This window comes from Allosphingosinicella sp. (genome assembly GCF_036570505.1).
In the GTDB taxonomy this organism is placed as follows: domain Bacteria; phylum Pseudomonadota; class Alphaproteobacteria; order Sphingomonadales; family Sphingomonadaceae; genus Allosphingosinicella.
The window spans coordinates 26384-46643 of record NZ_DATCYB010000057.1 but is presented as its reverse complement, the minus strand read 5'-3'; the positions used below and the strand labels follow the sequence as shown (position 1 = coordinate 46643).

Genomic DNA, 20260 nt, shown 5'->3' with positions numbered 1-20260 from the left:
CCCTGATTGAATGCGCTCCCGTTACCTTCTAACTAAGCAGGCGCGACTTGAACAAGGGAGTTGACGTCCATGGCCCGCAGACAACTTGCCACCGTGATGCTGGCGCCTTTGGCGGCGCTCTCGCTTACCGCCTGCGGCATCAACTCCATCCCGACCGCCGAGGAGGAAGTGAAGGGGCGCTGGGCCGACGTCGAGAACCAGTATCAGCGCCGCGCCGACCTCATCCCGAACCTGGTTTCGACGGTGAAGGGATTCGCCAACCAGGAAAGCGAGGTCCTCACGCAGGTGACCGAGGCTCGCTCCCGCGCCTCCTCGATCCAGGTCGATCCCGACGATCTCGACAATCCGCAGGCCCTTCAGCAGTTCGGCGCCGCGCAGGGGGAGCTGGATTCGGCGCTGAGCCGCCTGTTGGTGACCGTCGAAGCCTATCCGCAGCTCACGTCGAACCAGAATTTCCTGGCGCTCCAATCGCAGCTGGAAGGCACGGAGAACCGCATCTCTATCGCGCGGCGGGACTACAACCAGGCGGTTCAGGAATATAATACCCTCATCCGCACTTTCCCCGCCGTGATCGGCGCCAACATCTTCTACGGCGCGGAGCCCAAGGCGACGTTCGAAGCGACAACCCCGGATGCCCAGGTGGCCCCGACGGTGGACTTCGGCAATTCGCAGTAAGGTGATTTTCAACCCACCGCTCGCCCTCAGCCTGTCGAAGGGCATTTCCTCCCCCGGGAAAGAAAGGGACGGGCTTCGACGCGCTCAGCCCGAACGGGTTTGGACGCTCTTTCTCTGCCTTCTAGGCCTGTTTTTGGCCTTCCCGGCGCAGGCACAGGAATTTCCCAAGCTCAGCGGCCGCGTCGTCGATGCCGCCAATCTGCTGTCCCCGGCCGACGAGGCCGCGCTGATGCAGAAGCTGGCGGCGCTGGAGCAGGCGTCGACGCGGCAGCTGGTCGTGGCGACGATCCCGGACCTGCAGGACTATCCGATCGAGGAATATGGCTATCGCCTCGGCCGGGCCTGGGGCCTTGGTCAGGCGGAGGCGAATAACGGCGCGATCCTGATCGTCGCGCCGAACGAGCGGAAGGTGAGGATCGAGGTCGGCTATGGCCTGGAGCCGATCCTGACCGATGCCTTGTCGAGCGTGATCATCCAGACGCAGATACTGCCCCATTTTCGGGATGGGGATTATCCCGGCGGCATCAATGCCGGCACGGATGCGATCATCGCCCAGCTTCAGGCGCCGCCGGAGGTCGCCGAGCAGCGGGCGATGGAAGCGGGCGCCCAGCAGCGGGAGAGCGAGGAGGGTGGTTCCATCTTCCCGCTCATCTTCTGGGGTGCGGTGTTGGTTTTCATGGTCATTCCGATGTTCAGGGGCGGCCGCCGGGGGCGCCGGTACCGCCGGGGCGGTCTGCCGATCATGATCTGGGGTCCGGGCATGGGCGGCTGGGGCGGCGGCTCCAGCGGCGGAGGCGGCGGCTTCGGCGGCTTTTCCGGCGGCGGTGGATCGTTCGGCGGCGGCGGAGCGTCGGGGGGATGGTGATGACGAAATTCACCCAGGCCGACCACGCCCTGGTCACGGCCGCGGTCGCCAGGGCCGAGCTGGCGAGCGACGGCGAGATCGTCACCATCGTCGCCGACAAGTCCGACAGCTATCACGATGTCGGCCTCCATTATGCGGTGCTGGCGATGCTGCTGGTGCCGGCCGTGTTCGCCTTCGTGCCGCGCAGCTGCATCGAATGGGCACTGCAGCCCTTCCTCGGCTGGAATGCGGGCCTGAGCCAGGGCGCGCTGATGGTCTTCCTGTTCGTGAAGTTGGCGGCGGCGTTCCTGGTCGTGCGTTTCGCGCTGGCGTGGATGCCGCTACGCATGGCGCTGACGCCGGGTTCGACCAAGTCGCGCCGCGTCCGCCGCCGCGCCCTCCTGCTGTTCAAGATCGGGGCCGAGCGCCGCACGGTCGGGCGCACGGGCGTCCTCATCTACCTCTCGCTGTTCGAGCACCGCGCCGAGATCGTCGCCGACGAGGCGATCCACGGCCGCGTCGAGCCCGAAGTGTGGGGCGATGCGATGGCGACGCTGGTCGAAGGCGTGAAGGCGGGCCGGCCCGGCGAAGGCATGGCTTCGGCGGTGGAAAAGGTCGGGGCGGTGCTGGCCGAGTGCCTGCCGAGGAGCAGCGAGGATACGAACGAGCTTCCGGATCGCCTGATCGAACTATGACCCTTCGACGAGCTCAGGACGCGGCCGATCCCGTAGAGACGGTCTGGCAAGGCAAGTTCATCGCCGCCAAGCGCCAAGGCAAATGGGAGTTCGTCTCGCGCACGCGGGGTGTCAGCGCCGCCGTGATCCTCGCAGTGGACGAGGGCCCCTTCGGCGAAGCTCAGGACAGGCATGTCCTGCTCGTCGAACAGTTTCGCGTGCCGCTGGACCGCAATTGCCTGGAGCTGCCGGCCGGCCTTGTCGGCGACGAGGAGGAAGGCGAGGCGGCAGACGTCGCCGCGATCCGCGAGCTGGAAGAGGAAACAGGCTATCGCGCCGACCGCATGGTCGATCTCGGGCGATTCCATGCGTCACCCGGCATGTCGTCCGAGGGTTTCACCCTGCTCCGCGCGGAGGGGCTGACGAAAACGGGCGAAGGCGGCGGAACCGAGCACGAGAATATCATCGTCCACCGCGTCAGGCTGGAGGACGTGCCCGCTTTCGTGGAAGCGAAACGCGCCGAGGGCGTTGCGATGGACGTGAAGATGCTGCTGCTCCTCGCGTCGTTCTTGCTCTCACCGAAATGCTGACTCGAATAGGCCTGATTTCGTTCGTCCCGAGCGAAGTGGAGGGGCGTGTGTGATGATCTGTGCCCGCGCCCCTCGACTACGCTCGGGACGAACGGACCTAGAGCGGTTTGCGATCTGACGGAGTCGATTGGGGATTCCCAAGCGTCGTGAGTTCTGATTCGACCTGCGGTCTGGGGAGGAGGCCGGCATGGATGACGAGAGCTTATTCGCAGGATTTGCGTGATCGGGTGATCGCGGCGGTTGAGGATGGTCTATCGCGGCGCGAGGCGGCGCGGCGGTATCGGATCAGCGATGCGGCGGCGGTGCGTTGGTTGCAGGCGTGGCGGGAGGGCCGGCGCGGTCCGCTGGCGCAGGGCGGGGACCGCCGCTCGCGGCTGCCGGCGCATGGGGCCTGGCTGCTGGCGCTGATCGAGGCCGAGCCCGATCTGACGCTGGCGGCGGTGGCCGAGCGGCTGCTGGCCGAGCATGGCGTCAAGGCCGACGCCGGGATGCTGAGCCGGTTCTTCACCGGTCAGGGCATCAGCTTCAAAAAAAAGCGTGTTCGCCTCCGAGCAGCTCCGGCCTGATGTCGCCGCCGCTCGCGAAGCCTGGCAGGCGATGCAGCCGCTGCTGGCGAACAAGCGGCTGATCTTCCTCGACGAGACCGGCGTCACCACCCACATGATCCGGCGCTACGGGCGGGCGCCACGCGGCCAGCGGGTCCGAGGCTATGCGCCGGCCGGACACTGGAAGATCACCACCTTCATCGCCGGGCTCGCGCCGGACGGGATCATCGCTCCCTTCGTCGTCGACCAGCCGATGAACCGCGCGATCTTCACCCAATATGTCCGACAGTATCTCGCTCCACAGCTCAAGCCGGGCGACATCGTGATCCTCGACAATCTCTCCAGCCACAAAGGCGATGAAGCCGCCGCGCTCATCGCGGAGCGCGGGGCTACGCTCCTCTTCCTGCCGCCCTACAGCCCCGACCTCAACCCTATCGAGATGGCCTTCGCCAAGCTCAAGCACCTGCTCCGCAAGGCGCGAGAGAGAACCCGCGACGCCCTTTGGGACAAAATCGGCGCGCTGATCGACCTCTTCCCGCCCATCGAATGCCAAAACTACATCCACCACGCCGGATACGCTGCCGTATGATCACAAACCGCTCTAGGATCGCTTCATTTACAACGTCGGGATTATGCTTCATTTACAACGTCGGGATTATTGGGCCCGGGCTTCTGCCGAGATGACGGCCCAGCGTGAGCTACCGCTCCCCGCCGTCCTGCTTGAGCCATTCGGCCTTGCGGGCGACTGATTCGATCGTGAAGGGCTCCTCGGCGTCGCCGGTGCCCATGCCGTGCGGCCAATCGCGGGCACCGAGCTCGGCGCCGAGGCAGCGATGCTCGCGGATGCGATGCCCGCTTCCCTCGGCGCGAACCATGTGGATGCGGACGTCGCCCTCGGCGATGGCATAGGGCCCTTCGACGGCGACATAATCCTGCCCCCGGGCCTCGCCGACCAATTCCTCCAGATGCACGCGACACGTCGCCGCATCGGCGAAGCGCTCGGCGCTTGGTTTGAACTCGACGGGCTCAGCCGACGCTAGAGCGAGGAGGGGAAGGAGGGTGTGGATCATGGCGTGTTTTTTCGACGCTTGCCGGTGAACGGCCGCTGAAGCTTCTTGGTCCCGAACTCACTCACAAGGGGTCCTATTGCGGACGTATCTGTCAGGGCGTTCCGGCGACTGGAAAACGCTCCAGAACGGCCCCGCAGGAAGCGATAAGGACAGGCAAATAGGACTGGTCCAAATCGAGCGTAAATCGGTGGTGCTGGTTGAGGTAGTCGGGAGTGAGTTCTACCTCACCCTCTATCTGGCCCAGCCGCTCCACTTTGAGGTGATCTTTAGCTCCGGCTCAAGGCTGGAAAGTGTTGCTTCACCCGTCAAAGTCGCGCTGACTGACGCAAGCTCCTTTCGAAACCCGACAAAATCGGAAGTCATTAAGATCGAGTCTTCCTACCGAAAATTATCCGCGTAGGACTGGAGCCTCAGCTTGCGCTCGGTCGGCGGGACGAGGTGGTAGGCGATGCCGTAGCGGTCGGCATAGCCTTTGGCCGCCTCGAAGCTGTCGAAGGTGAGGATGACCTGGGACTGGGTATCGGTGCCGCCGGACCAGCCCATCAGCGGATCGGCGCGGCGCGGGGCGTGGCTTTCGAATTCCAGCACCCATTCGCCTTCGCGGGCGCGGCCCGATTGCATCGCGTTCTTGGATCGCCGGAAAATGCGCGCCGCCATGTGCCTTTCAATCCCTGAATCTGAACCTTGTTCCAGCGTCCTATACCGGCGGTAGCGGGCCTGTCGAATGTGGTTTGTACTTAGCCCGATCGGGCCGCCGCTTTCTTGGTGCGGAGCGTCGGGTCGGCGGTGGCGGGGTCGTCGGGCCAGGGATGCTTGGGATAGCGGCCGCGCATCTCCTTGGCGACGGCGGCCCAACTCCCTTTCCAGAAGCCGGGCAGATCGTGGGTTGTCTGGATTGGACGGCCGGCGGGCGAGGTGAGGCTGAGGATGAGGGGGACCTTGCCGTCGGCGATGGCGGGGTGCTCGGAGAGGCCGAACAGAGCTTGGACCCGGGTCGTGACGGTCGGCCCGGCCTCCGCCTCATAATCGATCGCGTGGCTACTCCCCGCCGGCGTCGTGAACGCGTGGGGCGCCAGCCGGTCCACCGCCTTTCGGCCTCCCCAGCCGAGCTGCGCGTCGAGGACGCCGGAAAGCGCAGCCGGATCGGCCTCGCTCAGTCTCCGCTTGCCCGCCACCAGCAGCGGCAACCATTCGTCGAGCGAGGCGATGAGGGCGGTATCGGAGAGGTCGGGGAGGCTCGGATCGTGCGCCGCCGCGAAGGCTGCGCGTCGGCGGAGCGATCGGGCGGATTCGCTCCACGGCAGGCGATCGAGCCCATGCGCGCGAACGCCTTCGACCAATGCGGCGGCGATGGCTTCGGGGTCGGCGCGACTGTCCTGGCCTCCCGAGAGCTGGATCGCGCCGATATGGCGGCCGTGGGTGGCCTTGACGCCGCCGGTGGCGGGGTCGAAGCGGACATGGGCGCCGCTTTCGATGCGATGGGCGAACAACGTCTCGATGGCCGTCTCGTCGATCGGAGCGGCGCAAAGGATACGGGCGCCCGAAGCCGCGCCGCCGACTTCGGCAACCGCGAGCCAGTCTTCGCGCGCCAGAGGAGAGGCGGGATCGAGCCGAAAGCCGCGCCCGCCGGCGGAAAGCCAATCGGTGCCTTCGCCACTCCGGCGTTTGGAGAGGCGGTCGGGAAAGGCCAAAGCGATGCACGCCCCCACCTCGTTCGTCCCGAGCGAAGTCGAGGGGCGTTTCCCGGACTCAGTGCCAGCGCCCCTAGACTTCGCTCGGGACGAACGAGTCAGCTGGAGCCAACGCCTTGCCAAACCTCGCGCCGCCTCGGCTCTTCTACCGCCTTCGTCGCGCCAGCGTCTCAGCCTGAGCTCCAGGTCCGTATCGTTGCCGCCGAGGCCGCGTTCGGACAGAAGCACCGCCACCTCGGCCGCCGTCTCGCCCCAGCCTCGTGCGTCAGCCTCCAGCATCATATGGGCGAGGCGTGGCGGCAACGGCAGAGCGGCGATCGCCTTGCCATGAGCGATGGGACGGCCGCTTTCGTCGAGCGCTCCAAGGGAAAGAAGGCGCCTACGGGCTTCGTCGATCGCGGCGGCGGGCGGGGGGTCTATCCATTTGAGCTCGCGTGGATCGGAGACGCCCCAGAGCGCGCAGTCGAGCAACAGGGCGGAGAGGTCCGCTTCCAGGATTTCGGGCGGGTCGAAACGGGGGAGGGCTGCGGTCGCGGCTTCTTCCCACAGGCGATAGACGGTGCCCGGCCCCTGCCGGCCGGCGCGGCCGGCGCGCTGGGTGACGGCGGCCTGGCTGGCGCGCTCGGTGACGAGGCGGGTGATGCCGGCACCGCGGTCGTAGCGGGGGCGGCGGGCGAGGCCGCTGTCGACGACGATGCGGACGCCGTCGAGGGTCAGGCTGGTCTCGGCGATGGAGGTGGCGAGCACGACCTTGCGGCGGCCAGCCGGCGCAGCGACGATGGCGGCGCGCTGATCGCGGGGGTCGAGCGACCCGTGCAGGCGATGGAGGTCGATGTCGGCCGGTAGCCGGTCCAGCCGCTCGGCCGTCCGCTCGATCTCGGCAACGCCGGGCAGAAAGGCGAGCAGGCTGCCATCGCCTTCGGCCAGTGCTCGTCGGATCGTGCCCGCCATTTCATCCTCGATCCGCTTCTCGGTCGACCGGCCGATGTATCGAAGGTCGATCGGATGGCTGCGCCCCTCGCTTTCAATCACTGGCGCGTCGCCCATGAGCGCGGCGAAGCGGGCACCATCCAAAGTCGCCGACATGGCGACGAGGCGAAGGTCCGGCCGCAGCGCCGCCTGCGCGTCGAGGGCCAGCGCCAGCCCGAAATCGCTGTCGAGGCTGCGCTCATGCACTTCGTCGAACAGCACGGCGCAAACGCCCGCCAGCTCCGGATCGGCCTGGATGCGATTGCGGAAAATGCCTTCGGTGAGGACCAGGATGCGGGTTTTCGCCGAGCGCTTGCTGTCGAGCCGCGTGGCGTAGCCGATAGTCTCGCCGGGCCTCTCCCCAGCCAGCTCCGCCATCCGCTCGGCGGCGGCTCGTGCGGCCAAGCGGCGCGGAGAGAGGAGCAGGATTTCGCCCGTGCACCAAGGCTCGTCCAGTAGCGCGGGCGCGACGGCGGTGGTCTTCCCAGCGCCGGGCGGCGCGACGAGCACGGCATTGGAACGGCTCTCGAGCGCCCTGACGAGTTCAGGCAGGACGGATTGAATAGGGAGTGTGTCTAGCGCTGGCACGGACTCATCATATACGCCCCCTCGACTTCGCTCGGGACGAACGGATTTTTTGTTCCGCACTTGGCCTTAATAGGCTCGCGAAATGGCGAATTCGACCGCCTCTACAAGCGCCGCCTTGGCCTTGCCGGAGGGGAACGGGCCGAGCGCGTCGATGGCGCGCTGGCCGTAGTGGCGGGCGCGGGCGATCGTGTCGTCGAGGGCGTTGTGGGCGTGGAGCAGGCGGGTGGCGTGGGCGAGATCGTCGTCGGACGCGCGGCGGCCTTCCATGGCGTCGCGCCAGAAGCGGCGTTCCTCCTCGCTGCCGCGCGCGACGGCGAGGATTACCGGTAACGTGACCTTGCCGTCGCGGAAATCGTCGCCGACCCCCTTGCCCATCGTCTCGGCGTCGGAGGCATAGTCGATGGCGTCGTCGATCAGCTGGAAGGCGATGCCGAGGTTGCGGCCATAGGCGTCGAGCGCGGCCTCCACGCCCTCGTCGCGCTCGGCGACCACCGCCGCGATCTGGCAAGCGGCGGCGAAGAGTGCCGCGGTCTTGGCGGTGATGATGTCGAGATACTGGTCCTCGCTGGTCTCGATCCGGCGCTGGGCGGTCAATTGGTTGACCTCGCCTTCGGCGATGATGGCGGAGGCGCGGGACAGGACGCGCAGCGCCTTGAGGCTGCCGTCCTCGACCATCAGCTCGAAGGAGCGGGAAAAGAGGAAGTCGCCGACCAGCACGCTCGCCGGATTGCCCCAGATGATGTTGGCGGTGCGGCGGCCGCGGCGCAGGCCCGAGCTGTCGACGACGTCGTCGTGGAGGAGGGTCGCGGTGTGGATGAATTCGACGGCGGCGGCGAGCTTGTGGTGACGGGTGCCGCCATAGTCGAGCAGCCGCGCGCAGGCGAGCGTCAGCATCGGCCGCATCCGCTTGCCACCGCCGGCGATGAGGTGGCCCGCGAGCTCCGGGATCAGCGCGACCTCGCTCTGCATCCGTTCCAGGATGACGCTGTTCACATGATTGAGGTCGGCCGCGACGAGCAGGAACATTGCGTCGAGCGAGGGCGTGCGCTGCGTGTCGCCGAGATGGTGGATTGTTGCGGTCATCTCGCGCCGCCTCTGCGCGCTGGAGGTCGTAAAGGCAAGCGATTCAGCCGCGGATCGGCAGCTTCAGCCGCGCCATGAGGCCGCCCAGATCCTCGCTTTCCTCGAGCGTGATCGAGCCGCCGTAGATGGTGGCGACGTCGCGGACGATGGCGAGGCCGAGGCCGGTGCCGGGCTTCTCGAGGTCGAGGCGAGCGCCGCGATCGAAACTGTTGGCGCGTTCCGCCTCGGGGATGCCGGGGCCGTCATCCTCCACCTCGATCTCGACGCAGTCCGGCGAGCGCTTGACCGTCACGAAGACGCGGCCGCCGCCATATTTGGCCGCGTTCTCGATGAGGTTGCCGAGCATCTCGTCCAGGTCCTGACGTTCCACGCGGACGGCGGCGCTCTTGTCGCCGGCGAGATCGACGGTGACGTCTTCATAGAGGCGCGTCACCGCCCGCTCGACGGCTTGCAGCGACGGCCAGACCTCGGCCCGCGCCTGGGTGCTGGAGCGGCGGCCGATGGCGCGGGCGCGGGCGAGATGGTGATCGACCTGCCGGCGCATCGTGCGCGCCTCGCGGATGACGGTATCGGCGAGGTCGGGGCTGTGCGCGGTGGCGGCGTTGGTGACGACGGTGAGCGGGGTCTTGAGCGCATGGGCGAGGTTGCCGGCGTGGCGCCGCGCCTCCTCGGCCTGCACCTCATTATGGGCGAGAAGCTCGTTCAGCTCCTCCGTCATCGGCTCGATCTCCTGGGGGAATCGTTCCTCGATCCGGGATTCCTGGCCCGAGCGGATCGCCGCGATGGCCTTGCGCACGCGGCGGAGCGGCCACAGGCCGTAGAAGGCCTGGATCGCGGCCAGCGCGATGAGGCCGAGGCCGAGGAGGCCGAAGGAGCGCACCATCGTCCTGCGGAGGACACCGATCTGCTCGTCGAGCCCGGCGCGGCTTTGCGCCACCTGGAATCGCCAGCGCACCGGCGATCCGGGCAGCCGCACGTCGCGCTCCACGACGCGCAGCGATTCGGTCGTGAACTGATCGCTGTCATAGGTGTGGATTTCAAAATCGCTGTGGGGCTGGCCCATTTCGAACCGCCGGTCCCAGAGCGAGCGGGATCGGAACCAGGTCTCGGGGTCGGCCGCCTCGCCGCTGATCTGGAAATAGAGGCCGGAATAGGGCTCGAGGAAACGCTGGTCGGCCGGCGCGCGGTTGAGGAATACCTCCCCGTCCGGGCCGATCTCCGCCGAAGCGATGAGGGCGGTCAGAACATATTCGAGCTGAGCGTCGAAATTACGCGTGATCGCGCTTGCCAGCACGCGGTCGAGCGCGAAGCCGCCGACGCTCAAAAGGACGGCGATCCAGATCGCCGCCACGACGATCATCCGCCGGGTGAGCGATCCGGTGCCGCGCTGGGATCGGGAAAGGAGGAGGCGCCAGTTCATCGCGGGGGCATATACGCGGCCCTACGCGTTGGGGTCTTCCAGCGAATAGCCGAGGCCGCGGATGGTGGTGATGACGTCGGGGCCGAGCTTCTTGCGGATGCGGGTGACGAACACCTCGATCGTGTTGGAATCCCGGTCGAAATCCTGGTCGTAGATGTGCTCGATCAGCTCGGTGCGGCTGACCACCTTGCCCTTGTGGTGCATGAGGTAGGAGAGCAGCTTGTACTCCTGCGCGGTGAGCTTCACCGGCTCGCCGGCGAGCGTCACCTTGCCCGAACGGGTGTCGAGGCGGACGTCGCCGGCGATAAGCTCCGAGCTGACATTGCCGGAAGCGCGGCGGATGAGGGCCCTCAGGCGCGCGATCAGCTCCTCGGTCTGGAAAGGCTTGGCGAGATAGTCGTCGGCGCCGGCGTCGAGGCCGGCGACCTTGTCCGACCAGCTGTCGCGCGCGGTCAGCACTAGGACGGGGATCTTGATCCCTTCCTTTCTCCAGCGGTCGAGCACTGTGAGGCCGTCTATCTCGGGAAGCCCCAGATCGAGGATGATCGCGTCATAGCTTTCGGTGGCGCCCAGGAAGTGGCCGTCCTCGCCGTCGGTGGCGAGGTCGACGGCGTATCCCGCCCCTTCGAGCGTCGCGCGGAGCTGGCGCCCCAGATTCGGTTCGTCCTCGACGATGAGAACCCGCATCATTGTCCCCTATGGCTGTTCGTGCCGGTCAGTCTATCCGCCCAACCGGCGCGAATGCCAATGGTTTCATCGGGGGAACGGTTAGTAGGGCTCGTTTTCGCGGAAGCGGGCTGGTGCCGCCTTCCAAACAGAAGGCTTAATTGCCCGAGCGGCCGATCACCTGGCCGGTCCTCGCGTCGACATCGACCCAGATGACGCGCCCGCTGCGCATGAATTTCAGGCGATAGGTGCCCGAGCCGGCATCGAGTTCAGGGCCCAGATATTCGGCTCCCCGCATGCGCGGCATGACGCGTGATTCGATGCTGCGTAGCGACATGATCCTGCCCTGCTGGCGCGCCTTGTAGGCGGCGTCCTGCTCCCGATCGTGGCGCGGACGCGCGTCGACGGCCGGCGCGAGCGACGTCAGGCCGATCGCGGCGGCTGCAAGGAGGAGGAGGGGGATACGCTTGACCATCTTTCTCTACACTTATTGCTTGTTCTTGAAGCGGAATAGCCAAGGCGCGTTGAATAGGCCATGAATGTGACAGAAGGCAAAACTTAAGCTTTGGCGGGACGCCGAGGGGGAATGTGATGCGTGAATTGAAGGTCGCGGCCGCCGCTCTGGCGGCTTTGTTGCTGACGCCTCTTCCCGCGGCCGCCGCCGAGCCGGAGGCCCAAATGCAGCCGGTGCCGGCGCGCGGCGCCGACGAGGGCATGGGGCCGTTCGGCACGCTCGTCATCCGCGGCGCGACCCTGATCGACGGCAGCGGCGCGCCGCCTATGGGACCGGACGACATCGTCGTCGAGGGCAACCGCATCGCCGAGATCCGCGGGGCGGGAACGCCGGGCCTTCCGATCGAATCGGACCGCGAGCCGCGCGACTTCGACCACGAGATCGACGCCACCGGCATGTATGTGTTGCCGGGCTTCATCGACACCCATGCCCATAATGGCGACCCCGACAAGGCGCCGCAGCCGAGCTACGGCTACAAGCTCTGGCTGGCCCATGGCGTGACGACCGTGCGCGGCGTGCCGATCCAGGACGGTCCCGTCGCGCTGGCCGACAAGAGACGGAGCGCGGAAAACAGCATCGTCGCGCCGCGTATCTTCGCCTATCTGGTGCCCGGCTCCGAATGGAACGGTGGCGCCGTCGACACGCCGGAGAAGGTCCGCGCCTGGGTGCGTCGGGCCGCCAGCCAGGGCTATGACGGCGTCAAATTCTTCAACTCCAATTCCCGCGCCGTTATGGCGGCCGCGATCGACGAGGCGGAAAAGCAGGGGCTTGGCACCATCGCCCACCTGGGCCAGGGCGGCGTCGCCGAGGTCAACGCCCGCATCGCCGGCGACATGGGCCTCGATACCGTCACCCATTTCTACGGCCATTTCGAAAGCCTGCTGAAGGATGGCCGCCTGCCCAAATATCCGTCCGACTACAACATGTTCAACGAGCAGGACCGGTTCTACGAGATCGCCAACCTCGCCGACCAGGTCGTCGAACCCGGCAGCCCGGAATGGCAGGCCTATCTGGAGGCGCAGCTCGAAAACGGCGTCGTCTTCAACCCCACCTTGAACATCTACTCCGCCGGACGCGACCTGATGCGGGCGCGCAACGCCGACTGGCACGAGAAATATACCCTGCCGTCGCTCTACCAGTTCTTCCAGCCGAGCCGCGTCAACCACGGCAGCTATTGGTACGACTGGACGACGGAAAAGGAGATTGCCTGGCGTCGCTTCTACGGCCCCTACATGCGGCTCATGAACGACTATAAGAATATGGGCGGCATCGTCACCGTCGGCTCCGATCCCGGCTACATCTACCAAAGCTGGGGCTTCCCCTACATCCAGGAGCTGGAGATGCTGCAGGAAGCGGGCTTCACCCCGCTGGAGGCGATCGTCGCGGCGACCAAGAACGGCGCCTATGAACTCTACCGCCCCAAAGGCATCGAGGCCCCCATCGGCATGGTCAAGGAAGGCATGCTGGCGGACCTCGTGATCGTCCCCGAAAACCCCCTCCACAATTTCAAGACGCTCTACGGCACTGGCTTCGAGCGGCTGGACGAGAACGGCAAGGTCGAGCGCGTCGGCGGCGTCCGCTGGACCATCAAGGACGGCATCGTCTACGACGCCCACGAGCTGCTCGCCGACGTGGCGGCGATGGTGGAGGTGCAGAAGGGAACCAACGCCTCATCCCCGGCGCCATGACGGAGTAAGGACGCTGCGGCTTACGACGCCGGGTCTTGCGAGATCGATCATCCTGCCGGTCGCGGCAATCGCGGCGAGCCTGTTGGGGGCAGGGGCGTGGCCTTTATTGCGGTCGCTTCCATTCTCTGGCTGGCCTGGCGATTTGATAACGACACGGGCTCGGTGTTCCTCCTGGTCGTGCTGCTCCTGATCGCTTTGGGTGTGATTGCCTTGCTGATGGCTCTGCTGGCCGTTGTATTCGGCGCCATGGGCTGACTCGTCCGAGCCGGAGCTCGTTCCGCCCCGCTGTTGTCCTGGCGGTCGAAACCTCTAGGGGTGCCCTTCCAAACAATCAAAAAGAGGCCCTTGATGATCCGTTCGGCGATAGCGATTCTGTTTCTGGCGCTGGCGACGCCGGCCCTGGCGGAGTCCCCCGCCGGCGACGAAAGCTACGCCGCCGGGCGCGCGATTGTCGCCGATATCCACCGCATCGTCACGCCGAACGGAATCCAGGAAAGCTTCGTCGCGGAGCTGGGCGGGACGCGGCAGGCGGTGAGCGTGCGTGGGTCGGATCGCGCCAATCCGATCCTCCTCTTCGTTCACGGCGGACCGGGCTCGGTCGAAATGCCGATGGCCTGGGCGTTCCAGCGCCCATGGGAGGATTTCTTTACCGTCGTCCAGTGGGATCAGCGCGGCGCCGGCAAGTCCTTTCCGCTGAATGATCCGAAGGCGTTGGCGCCGACGCTCACGCTGGAGGGCTATCGCGACGACGCCATCGAGCTTATCGAGCTGCTCCGAGCCAAATATGGCAAGCGCAAGGTGTTCCTCCTGGGCCATAGCTGGGGTTCGATGGTCGGGCTTTCGGTCGCGGCCAAGCGTCCGGACCTGCTTCACGCCTATATCGGTATGGGCCAGATCATAGACATCCGCGAGAATGAGCGCGTCGGCATGGCCTGGACGCTGAAGCGCGCCCGCGAGAAGGGCGACGCCGAGGCCATCCGCGCTATCGAGGCGCTACGCCCTTATCCCGACAGCGGTCCTTTCACGATCGAAAAGGCGGACGGCTGGCGCAAATATTCGATCCGCTACGGCGCTCTCGCGGCCTATCGGGCGGACGCCAACTTCTATCTCCGAGCGCCGCGCCTCTCGCCGGAATATACGGCGGCCGACCGCAAGGCGTGGAACGACGGCAGCCTCTACACCGTCACGACGCTGTGGCCGCGTATGGCGGACCTCTCGTTCATGGACCTCAAGCGCCTGGAGGTTCCGGTCGTCATGCTCCTCGGCCGGCACGATTATACGACGCCCTCGCCGATCGCCGCCGACTGGATGCGGCGGCTGGAGGCGCCCAAGAAAACCACGATCTGGTTCGAGCATTCGGCGCACCTGCCGATGATCGAGGAGCCCGGCCGCGTGTTCAAGGCGTTGCTCGACCATGTTCGGCCGTTGGCTGCGAGAAGCGATGGCAGTTTCGAATGAACGTGGAATGGCGATGTCCGCTGCGGAGCTGGCTTCTGGCCGGGGCCGTGGCTCTTGCGTCCTGTGCGCCTGAGCAGGACGCGGCTTCAGGTTCCGCGACAAATGAAGCGCGACCTGCCAGGGCACCTGCCGAAACAACGGCTGACAAAGGGGTCTCGCCAGATTCGCAGACCGCGGCTGAAATCGCGCCGCTCACCGCCGAGGGCTGGGGGCCGCTGCACGTCGGCATGATGCTGGTCGAGATTATGGCCGCGGCTGGACCCGATTCCGATCCCGATGCGGTCGGCGGGCCCGAGCCGGAGTCATGCGACATATTCCACCCGGCGCGCGCGCCGGAGGGCTTGCGGGTCATGGTGGAGGACGGGCGGCTTACACGTGTCTCACTCTCGAACCCGACCGAGGTGAAGACCGATCGCGGTTTCGGCCCGGGCGACACCGCCGCCGCGATAAAGGCGGCCTATGGCGAGGACGTGGCGGCGAGCCCCCACGAATATGAAGCGGCGCCCGCCGAATATCTGACGGTGTGGACGACCGGCGCCGGAGACGAGCCCTATATCCGCTCGCCCGAAGCGCGAGGCATTCGCTACGAGATCGATCAAAGCGGCACCGTCGCCACGATCCACGCCGGCGGCCCGAGCATCCAGTATGTCGAAGGCTGCCTGTAACCCCTGGCGCATCGTCACCTGGTCAATGGTTGACTAACCTTTTGAATTGCCGATCATGTCTCCATGGGGGGAGAGGCCGTAGAAGGTAGGGGTGTGTGTCTTGGCTGGGCGCCGGTGCTGATCGTCAGCGCGGCGCAATTCGGTGGCTATGCCGACCGCGCTTTGACCGCAGCCTTCGCGTCGGACCTCCAGGCGCAATTCGCCCTCACCGATGCCCAGCTGGGCATGCTGCACGGAACGGCCGTCATTATCCCCTACGCCGTCGGCATGGTCGCCGCGAGCCTGTGGCTGAAGGCCGAGCGGCCCTTCCTGCTGATGGCTTTGTCCGTGATCGGCTGGACGCTCGCCGCCGCCGCCTTCGCGCTCGCCACCAGCCAGGCCGGTCTGTTCGCGGCCCGGATGATGCTCGGCTTCACGCAGGCCGCCTTCATGCCGGCCGCCCTTTCCATCTTGTCGGTTGCCAGCCATCCACCGCCGTCGGTCGCCATCTCGGCCCTGACGACGGGCTCGGCCACCGGGCGGAGCGGCGGCCTGCTGCTCGGGGGCGCGCTGCTGCTGATGGCGACGCAGCTCAACGTCGCGGACCTTGAGCCGTGGAGGCTGGCCAGTCTTGCCATGGTCGCCCCCAATCTCCTGCTCGCATTGGCGCTGCTTGCGAAGTCGGACGTGCGCGCTCCGTATGCCGCGTCGCCGGCGGCGGGACTGGGCCCGACCTTGCGCGGCATGAGCCGTGCCCGCCTGTTTCATGCCAGCTATTTCCTCACCGCCGCCGCCGCCATCATCGTGGTGCAGGCCGAGGGCGCCTGGGCGCCGACCCTTCTCCACCGCGATTATGGGCTGAGCGTTGCCGACAGCGCCATGGCGGTGGGCCTCATCGTGCTTTTCGCGGCGCCGCTCGGACACCTGGGCGCCGGGCGGGTCGTCGCCGCCTTGCGCCACAGGACCGCCTGGCCGCACGGGCTGATATTGCTGGGGCTGGCCGTTGCCCTGGCGTCGGCCCTGATCCTCCTGCGGGCGTCGCATCTCGTCGTCGCGATGCTGGCGCTGGCGGGTTTCAGCGCCGGCGGGGGCTTTGCCGCGGCCGCCGCGCTGATCGGGCTCCAGCCAGTGATCCCCGCTGAGCAGCGCTTTGTCGCCAACACTCTCTTCATCGGGGCCGTGACCCTGGCCGGCTACGGCATCGGCCCATGGCTGACGGGCATCCTCAGCGACAGCCTGGGCCATCATGAGCTTGCTGTCTCGCTCGCCCTGGTGACGGCAGCTGCGTTCGCGGCGGCGGCGCTGGCCTCGATCGTCGGGCGCCGTTCGCCCTTGCCCGCGGCGGGCGCGTCCCCGCTGGCCCCCGGGGGATAGGCGCATGCGGGATCATTTCGCCTATTCCAGCGAAGGCCGGCCGGAAGGCCAGGCTTTCGAGGAATATGCCCATCTCTATTCCCATGGCTCGGACGTCACCCGGGGCGATGGGCCGTTCCATGCCAGGGTCCGCGCCTGGCGCCACCACGGCTTCATCCTTTTCGATCGTTTCATGACCGGGCTGGTCCATTCGCGCGATGCTCGTGTGACAACAGACGGATACGCCCATCTGGTCGCCCATGCGATGCTGGAAGGCGAGCTCGACTGGAGCGAGCCGGACGGTGGAAAAACCGCCCGCGCGGGCGACATCCTGTTCATGGATACGACGCAGCCCTCGCGAACCATGCCCCGCGAAGCGCACCTCCTCACCGTCAGCATCGGGCGGCACCTGGTGGAACCGGCGACCGGGCCGGTGGGGCCGCTCCACGGCCGGCTTGTCTCTCCGCCGGCGACCTTGCTGCTGACCGATTTCCTGGTGTCGCTCGCCCATCGCGCGCCGATGCTTCCGGATGATGGCAGCCCGGTCTATTCGCGCGTGCTGGCCGAGCTGATCTCGGCCGTCTTGTTTGGGGATGCGGCCAGCGGGTCCGCCGCACGCCGGCTCCACGCCGCCAGGCTCGACGCGGTTGAACGCTGCATCGCCTCCAGCCTCGGGGACAGGAGGCTGTCTGCCGAGACGATCGCGGCCGCGGCCGGCCTGTCTCGATCCGGGCTCTACCGGCTCCTGCAGGACCGGGGCGGAGTCGCGCGCCTGATCCGGACGCGGCGACTCCAAGCCGTTCGGTCCGCGATCGACAATGGCACGGAGGCGACCCTGGCCGAGCTGGCCCATGCCTGCGGCTTCGCGAGCGAAAGCCATATGAGCCGCCAGTTCCACGAAGCCTTCGGTTGTCCGCCCGGCGCCTATCGCCGGATGGTGCAGGGGCTAGCGGACGACGACGCCCTCAAGGGCTACCGCCGCTGGCAAGGCTGGATGGGGACGCTCCGCTAGCGGCGGGTTCTCACCGTCTCGTCCCAGATTTGGGACGCTGGGACATCCAGCCGCCCCCCTGGTCCTGCTATGTCTCTGTTTGACAGGACCTTGTTGAGGCGGCCGCCCGCTTCGCGGAGGGGGAACAGCGGGGAGGGCGGCCCACATTGGCGAGGGCGATCCGGGGGGAAGTACGTCGCAAGAAGTCCGCACGCCTGGATCGCCCTTCTCACGCGTTCTGGAGCCTGAGATGATCCACGGGCAGGCCCTGAGGCGCCGCGAAGTCGAGGCCGCTGAACGGCATATGCCAAGACCCGGATTTATCGAGGCGAGTGTGGACGAGCTTGTCCTTCACTGGTTCGATATCGAGGACGTCCCGCGGCTGATCGTCGATCCCGCCTTGACCATAAAATGGCTGAACGTTCGCGCCGAGCGCGAATTGCAACGGCGACGCGACGTCCTGAGGCGCGGCGATCTCCTCATGACGTGCAATCCCGCCCACCAGGTCGAATTGATAGCCCTGCTCGCGAGGTGCGGAAATGAAGCCGCGACCTTGTGCCTTCGATCCGAGGATCAGGACGGCCATCTTCTGGTGTCGGTGCAACCGCTGCCCACAGGCAGGTTCGGCCTCGTCCTCCGTCGCAGCGGCGGCGAGTTCAGGCCCAGCTACGCGGATCTGGGATCGGCCTTCCAGCTCACCCGCGGGGAAATCAGGGTCCTGCTTCAGCTGGCAGACGGACTTTCGGCGGCGCAAGCGGCCGAACAGCTGTGCGTCTCCACGGAAACCGTGCGCACACACATCAGGAATCTATATGCCAAGCTCGCCGTGAAGAACCGCGAGGGCCTGCTCAGCCGCATCCGCGCCTATCAGATGTGAGACGGCCCGGGCCGGCCGGTTGACCTGACAGCCGATTATTCTGCCTGCGTCGTGGGTCTTTCCGACGGCAAGCCGTTCGTGCCATGGCAGGGCGGCGGAAAGGAAGGACAACGATGCAGCGCACTCTCTATCCTCCCATCGACCCCTATGAGACCGGTATGCTCGACGTCGGTGACGGCCATCAGGTCTATTTCGAGCGATGCGGAACGAAGGGAGCGAAGCCGGCCCTGTTCCTGCATGGCGGACCGGGCGGCGGCATCGCGCCCGAGCATCGGCGCCAGTTCGATCCGGAGCGATACGACCTCTTGCTCTTCGATCAGCGTGGTTGCGGCAAATCGACCCCTTATGCGAGCCTGGAGGCGAACACGACCTGGCACCTGGTCGCGGATATAGAGCGGTTGCGGGCCCATATCGGCGTCGACAAATGGCTGGTGTTCGGCGGCTCATGGGGCTCGACCCTCGCGCTCGCTTATGCCGAGACTCATCCCGAGCGCGTCAGCGAGCTCGTGGTGCGCGGCATCTACACCTGCACCCGACCGGAACTCGAATGGTTCTACCAGTTCGGCGTGTCGGAGATGTTCCCCGACAAATGGGAGAAGTTCGTCGCGCTCATTCCCGAAGCGGAGCGCGGCGACTTGCTGGCAGCCTATCACCGACGCCTGACCGGCGGCGATCCCGATACTCAGATCGCGGCCGCCCGCGCCTGGAGCCTCTATGAGGGCGAGACGATCACCCTGCTCCCCGATGCCAAGCTCGCCGAGCAGCATGACGACCCCCATTTCGCCCTCGCCTTCGCGCGGATCGAAACCCATTATTTCATGAACGGCTGCTGGTTGGAGCCGAACCAGCTCCTTCGCGACGCCGGCCGCCTTCAGGGCATCCCCGGCACCATCGTCCACGGCCGCTACGACATGCCCTGCCCCGCGCGCTACGCCTGGCAGCTCCACCAGGCCTGGCCCGAAGCCGACCTCCGCCTCGTCGAAGGCGCCGGCCACGCTTATTCCGAACCCGGCATCCTTGACCAGCTCATCCGTGCGACGGATCGGTACGCTGGGAAGGGGTGAGGCTCGTCCCGTGGCCGTGGTGCGCTTGCTGGAACTGTCGTTTTCCTTTGCCGACACGGCCTCGATTCCGGACGCTTTTTCCTAGAATATGCGAAATCGTCGTCGAGGGGATCGGCATTGCCACTAATATTCCGCGTTCGAGCGCCTATATAGGGGCTTGCTACAGTCGCAAATTGACGGACTTCGGCGCTTTGCGGCTCCTTCTTCCTTCTATCGCTTCTCTTAGCGCAAAAGGGACCGCTTTTCGGTCTCTTCATCAAAGAAGGAACTGAATATGCCAATCGGCACCGTGAAATTTTTCGACAACGCCAAGGGCTATGGCTTCATCACCAACGAAGCCGGGGGCAACGATGCCTTCGTCCACATTACCGCCGTCGAAGCCGCCGGGATGCGCACGCTCGAAAAGGAGCAGCGCCTGTCCTACGAGCTTGAGAACGACAAGCGCGGCAAGTCCAGCGCCGTGAATCTGCAGGCTGCCTAAGCTGTAACCTTCGCTTCGGCGGAGGAAAACGACGGGCGGGTGCCATGTGCACCCGCCTCTTTTTTTGCGATCGGAGATCAAGTCATGTCGGCACAACGCGAATTCTATCTGGAACGCGCCGCGGAAGCTCGCGCCGTTGCCGGTGCCGCGACGCTCGACAATGTGCGGGATCGCTGGCTTCGATCGGAAGCGACCTGGACCGAGATGGCCGCTCGCAGCGAACGTGGCGAGAAAATGCGCGCGAAGCTGGCGGCCGAGAAGGCGGCGGAGCGGGCTTTGAAAGCCGCCAGTCAAGCCTGAACGGCACCGGCGCGCGAGCGCTGGTCGAATATCTCGCCTCGACCCCACATCGGACACTCGGAGACGCCGGTCTCG

General features: G+C 66.4%; 23 protein-coding genes. 16 read left to right on the top strand and 7 right to left on the bottom strand.

The features are described from left to right. The first annotated feature begins 69 nt into the window (after window positions 1–69). The 5 genes from VIR62_RS06310 (at window position 70) to VIR62_RS06290 (ending at window position 3917) form a co-directional block, all read left to right on the top strand. Window positions 70–675, top strand: coding sequence for a LemA family protein (locus VIR62_RS06310; protein WP_431869652.1), 606 nt, complete (start codon window positions 70–72; stop codon window positions 673–675). Between the two features lie 133 nt (window positions 676–808). Continuing rightward, window positions 809–1540 (top strand): TPM domain-containing protein, encoded by a 732-nt coding sequence (locus tag VIR62_RS06305; protein WP_431869650.1) that lies wholly within the window; start codon window positions 809–811, stop codon window positions 1538–1540. Next, window positions 1540–2214, top strand: a complete 675-nt coding sequence (locus VIR62_RS06300) for a TPM domain-containing protein (protein ID WP_431869649.1) — start codon at window positions 1540–1542, stop codon at window positions 2212–2214. Before VIR62_RS06305 ends, VIR62_RS06300 begins: the two co-directional genes overlap by 1 nt. Then, window positions 2211–2783, top strand: a complete 573-nt coding sequence (locus tag VIR62_RS06295) for an NUDIX hydrolase (protein WP_431869647.1) — start codon at window positions 2211–2213, stop codon at window positions 2781–2783. The genes VIR62_RS06300 and VIR62_RS06295 overlap by 4 nt, the downstream gene beginning before the upstream one ends. 191 nt (window positions 2784–2974) lie before the next feature. Next, a protein-coding gene (locus VIR62_RS06290) for an IS630 family transposase (protein WP_431869645.1) occupies window positions 2975–3917 on the top strand; the annotation gives its coding sequence in 2 pieces (ribosomal slippage) (window positions 2975–3310 and window positions 3312–3917; 942 coding nt in all). 109 nt (window positions 3918–4026) lie between these two features. On the opposite strand, the gene VIR62_RS06285 is transcribed toward VIR62_RS06290, so the two are convergent. Continuing rightward, on the bottom strand, window positions 4027–4398 hold the full coding sequence (locus tag VIR62_RS06285; protein WP_431869643.1) for a hypothetical protein: 372 nt from the start codon (window positions 4396–4398) through the stop codon (window positions 4027–4029). Window positions 4399–4474: 76 nt separating this feature from the next. Here VIR62_RS06285 and VIR62_RS06280 point away from each other — a divergent pair, with 76 nt between their 5' ends. After that, entirely contained in the window at window positions 4475–4798 is a 324-nt protein-coding gene (locus tag VIR62_RS06280; protein ID WP_431869641.1) for a hypothetical protein, read from the top strand. On the opposite strand, the gene VIR62_RS06275 is transcribed toward VIR62_RS06280, so the two are convergent. The 6 genes from VIR62_RS06275 to VIR62_RS06250 all read right to left on the bottom strand — a co-directional run bounded on the left by VIR62_RS06275 (window position 4777) and on the right by VIR62_RS06250 (window position 11290). Continuing rightward, window positions 4777–5055, bottom strand: a complete 279-nt coding sequence (locus tag VIR62_RS06275) for an ETC complex I subunit (RefSeq protein ID WP_431869639.1) — start codon at window positions 5053–5055, stop codon at window positions 4777–4779. The two genes, VIR62_RS06280 and VIR62_RS06275, sit on opposite strands and share 22 nt — an antisense overlap. 80 nt (window positions 5056–5135) lie before the next feature. Then, the gene (hrpB, locus tag VIR62_RS06270; RefSeq protein ID WP_431869638.1) at window positions 5136–7646 is read right to left on the bottom strand and encodes an ATP-dependent helicase HrpB; all 2511 of its coding nucleotides are present in this window, start codon (window positions 7644–7646) and stop codon (window positions 5136–5138) included. A gap of 66 nt (window positions 7647–7712) precedes the next feature. Further along, window positions 7713–8729 carry a polyprenyl synthetase family protein gene (locus VIR62_RS06265; protein ID WP_431869637.1) on the bottom strand — a complete coding sequence of 339 codons (1017 nt, stop codon included), beginning with the start codon at window positions 8727–8729 and terminating at the stop codon, window positions 7713–7715. A 43-nt stretch (window positions 8730–8772) separates the two neighbouring features. Beyond that, complete coding sequence (locus tag VIR62_RS06260) at window positions 8773–10149, bottom strand: ATP-binding protein (RefSeq protein WP_431869635.1); 1377 nt, start codon at window positions 10147–10149, stop codon at window positions 8773–8775. 21 nt (window positions 10150–10170) lie between these two features. Next, window positions 10171–10836 carry a response regulator transcription factor gene (locus VIR62_RS06255; RefSeq protein WP_431869633.1) on the bottom strand — a complete coding sequence of 222 codons (666 nt, stop codon included), beginning with the start codon at window positions 10834–10836 and terminating at the stop codon, window positions 10171–10173. 136 nt (window positions 10837–10972) lie between these two features. Then, the gene (locus VIR62_RS06250) at window positions 10973–11290 is read right to left on the bottom strand and encodes a PepSY domain-containing protein (RefSeq protein ID WP_431869631.1); all 318 of its coding nucleotides are present in this window, start codon (window positions 11288–11290) and stop codon (window positions 10973–10975) included. Window positions 11291–11406: 116 nt separating this feature from the next. Between VIR62_RS06250 and VIR62_RS06245 the strand changes: the two genes are divergently transcribed. The 10 genes from VIR62_RS06245 to VIR62_RS06200 all read left to right on the top strand — a co-directional run bounded on the left by VIR62_RS06245 (window position 11407) and on the right by VIR62_RS06200 (window position 20185). Further along, a complete protein-coding gene (locus VIR62_RS06245) occupies window positions 11407–13017 on the top strand; it encodes an amidohydrolase family protein (RefSeq protein ID WP_431869629.1) in 1611 nt (536 codons plus the stop codon). A gap of 96 nt (window positions 13018–13113) precedes the next feature. After that, window positions 13114–13272, top strand: coding sequence for a hypothetical protein (locus VIR62_RS06240; protein WP_431869628.1), 159 nt, complete (start codon window positions 13114–13116; stop codon window positions 13270–13272). A 93-nt stretch (window positions 13273–13365) separates the two neighbouring features. Beyond that, entirely contained in the window at window positions 13366–14475 is a 1110-nt protein-coding gene (locus VIR62_RS06235) for an alpha/beta fold hydrolase (protein WP_431869626.1), read from the top strand. A gap of 230 nt (window positions 14476–14705) precedes the next feature. Beyond that, the gene (locus VIR62_RS06230; RefSeq protein WP_431869625.1) at window positions 14706–15140 is read left to right on the top strand and encodes a hypothetical protein; all 435 of its coding nucleotides are present in this window, start codon (window positions 14706–14708) and stop codon (window positions 15138–15140) included. A 93-nt stretch (window positions 15141–15233) separates the two neighbouring features. Continuing rightward, complete coding sequence (locus tag VIR62_RS06225) at window positions 15234–16493, top strand: MFS transporter (RefSeq protein WP_431869623.1); 1260 nt, start codon at window positions 15234–15236, stop codon at window positions 16491–16493. A 4-nt stretch (window positions 16494–16497) separates the two neighbouring features. Continuing rightward, window positions 16498–17484, top strand: coding sequence for a helix-turn-helix domain-containing protein (locus VIR62_RS06220; RefSeq protein WP_431869621.1), 987 nt, complete (start codon window positions 16498–16500; stop codon window positions 17482–17484). 229 nt (window positions 17485–17713) lie between these two features. Next, a complete protein-coding gene (locus VIR62_RS06215; RefSeq protein WP_431869620.1) occupies window positions 17714–18340 on the top strand; it encodes a helix-turn-helix transcriptional regulator in 627 nt (208 codons plus the stop codon). 113 nt (window positions 18341–18453) lie between these two features. Next, a complete protein-coding gene (gene pip, locus VIR62_RS06210) occupies window positions 18454–19404 on the top strand; it encodes a prolyl aminopeptidase (protein WP_431869618.1) in 951 nt (316 codons plus the stop codon). A 274-nt stretch (window positions 19405–19678) separates the two neighbouring features. After that, complete coding sequence (locus VIR62_RS06205; RefSeq protein WP_431869616.1) at window positions 19679–19885, top strand: cold-shock protein; 207 nt, start codon at window positions 19679–19681, stop codon at window positions 19883–19885. Between the two features lie 84 nt (window positions 19886–19969). Next, window positions 19970–20185: a hypothetical protein gene (locus VIR62_RS06200; RefSeq protein ID WP_431869614.1), complete on the top strand. Its 216-nt coding sequence runs from the start codon at window positions 19970–19972 to the stop codon at window positions 20183–20185. Window positions 20186–20260: the final 75 nt, after the last annotated feature.

Excerpts from the sequence above, each read along its gene's own strand:
- VIR62_RS06220 (WP_431869621.1), top strand. The coding sequence starts at position 16,498 with ATGCGGGATCATTTCGCCTATTCCAGCGAAGGCCGGCCGGAAGGCCAG.
- VIR62_RS06235 (WP_431869626.1), top strand. The coding sequence starts at position 13,366 with ATGATCCGTTCGGCGATAGCGATTCTGTTTCTGGCGCTGGCGACGCCG.
- VIR62_RS06245 (WP_431869629.1), top strand. The coding sequence starts at position 11,407 with ATGCGTGAATTGAAGGTCGCGGCCGCCGCTCTGGCGGCTTTGTTGCTG.
- VIR62_RS06310 (WP_431869652.1), top strand. The coding sequence starts at position 70 with ATGGCCCGCAGACAACTTGCCACCGTGATGCTGGCGCCTTTGGCGGCG.
- VIR62_RS06255 (WP_431869633.1), bottom strand. The coding sequence starts at position 10,836 with ATGCGGGTTCTCATCGTCGAGGACGAACCGAATCTGGGGCGCCAGCTC.
- VIR62_RS06230 (WP_431869625.1), top strand. The coding sequence starts at position 14,706 with ATGCTGGTCGAGATTATGGCCGCGGCTGGACCCGATTCCGATCCCGAT.
- VIR62_RS06295 (WP_431869647.1), top strand. The coding sequence starts at position 2,211 with ATGACCCTTCGACGAGCTCAGGACGCGGCCGATCCCGTAGAGACGGTC.
- VIR62_RS06300 (WP_431869649.1), top strand. The coding sequence starts at position 1,540 with ATGACGAAATTCACCCAGGCCGACCACGCCCTGGTCACGGCCGCGGTC.
- VIR62_RS06205 (WP_431869616.1), top strand. The coding sequence starts at position 19,679 with ATGCCAATCGGCACCGTGAAATTTTTCGACAACGCCAAGGGCTATGGC.
- VIR62_RS06215 (WP_431869620.1), top strand. The coding sequence starts at position 17,714 with ATGATCCACGGGCAGGCCCTGAGGCGCCGCGAAGTCGAGGCCGCTGAA.
- VIR62_RS06265 (WP_431869637.1), bottom strand. The coding sequence starts at position 8,729 with ATGACCGCAACAATCCACCATCTCGGCGACACGCAGCGCACGCCCTCG.
- VIR62_RS06250 (WP_431869631.1), bottom strand. The coding sequence starts at position 11,290 with ATGGTCAAGCGTATCCCCCTCCTCCTCCTTGCAGCCGCCGCGATCGGC.
- VIR62_RS06275 (WP_431869639.1), bottom strand. The coding sequence starts at position 5,055 with ATGGCGGCGCGCATTTTCCGGCGATCCAAGAACGCGATGCAATCGGGC.
- VIR62_RS06285 (WP_431869643.1), bottom strand. The coding sequence starts at position 4,398 with ATGATCCACACCCTCCTTCCCCTCCTCGCTCTAGCGTCGGCTGAGCCC.
- pip (WP_431869618.1), top strand. The coding sequence starts at position 18,454 with ATGCAGCGCACTCTCTATCCTCCCATCGACCCCTATGAGACCGGTATG.
- VIR62_RS06260 (WP_431869635.1), bottom strand. The coding sequence starts at position 10,149 with ATGAACTGGCGCCTCCTCCTTTCCCGATCCCAGCGCGGCACCGGATCG.
- VIR62_RS06200 (WP_431869614.1), top strand. The coding sequence starts at position 19,970 with ATGTCGGCACAACGCGAATTCTATCTGGAACGCGCCGCGGAAGCTCGC.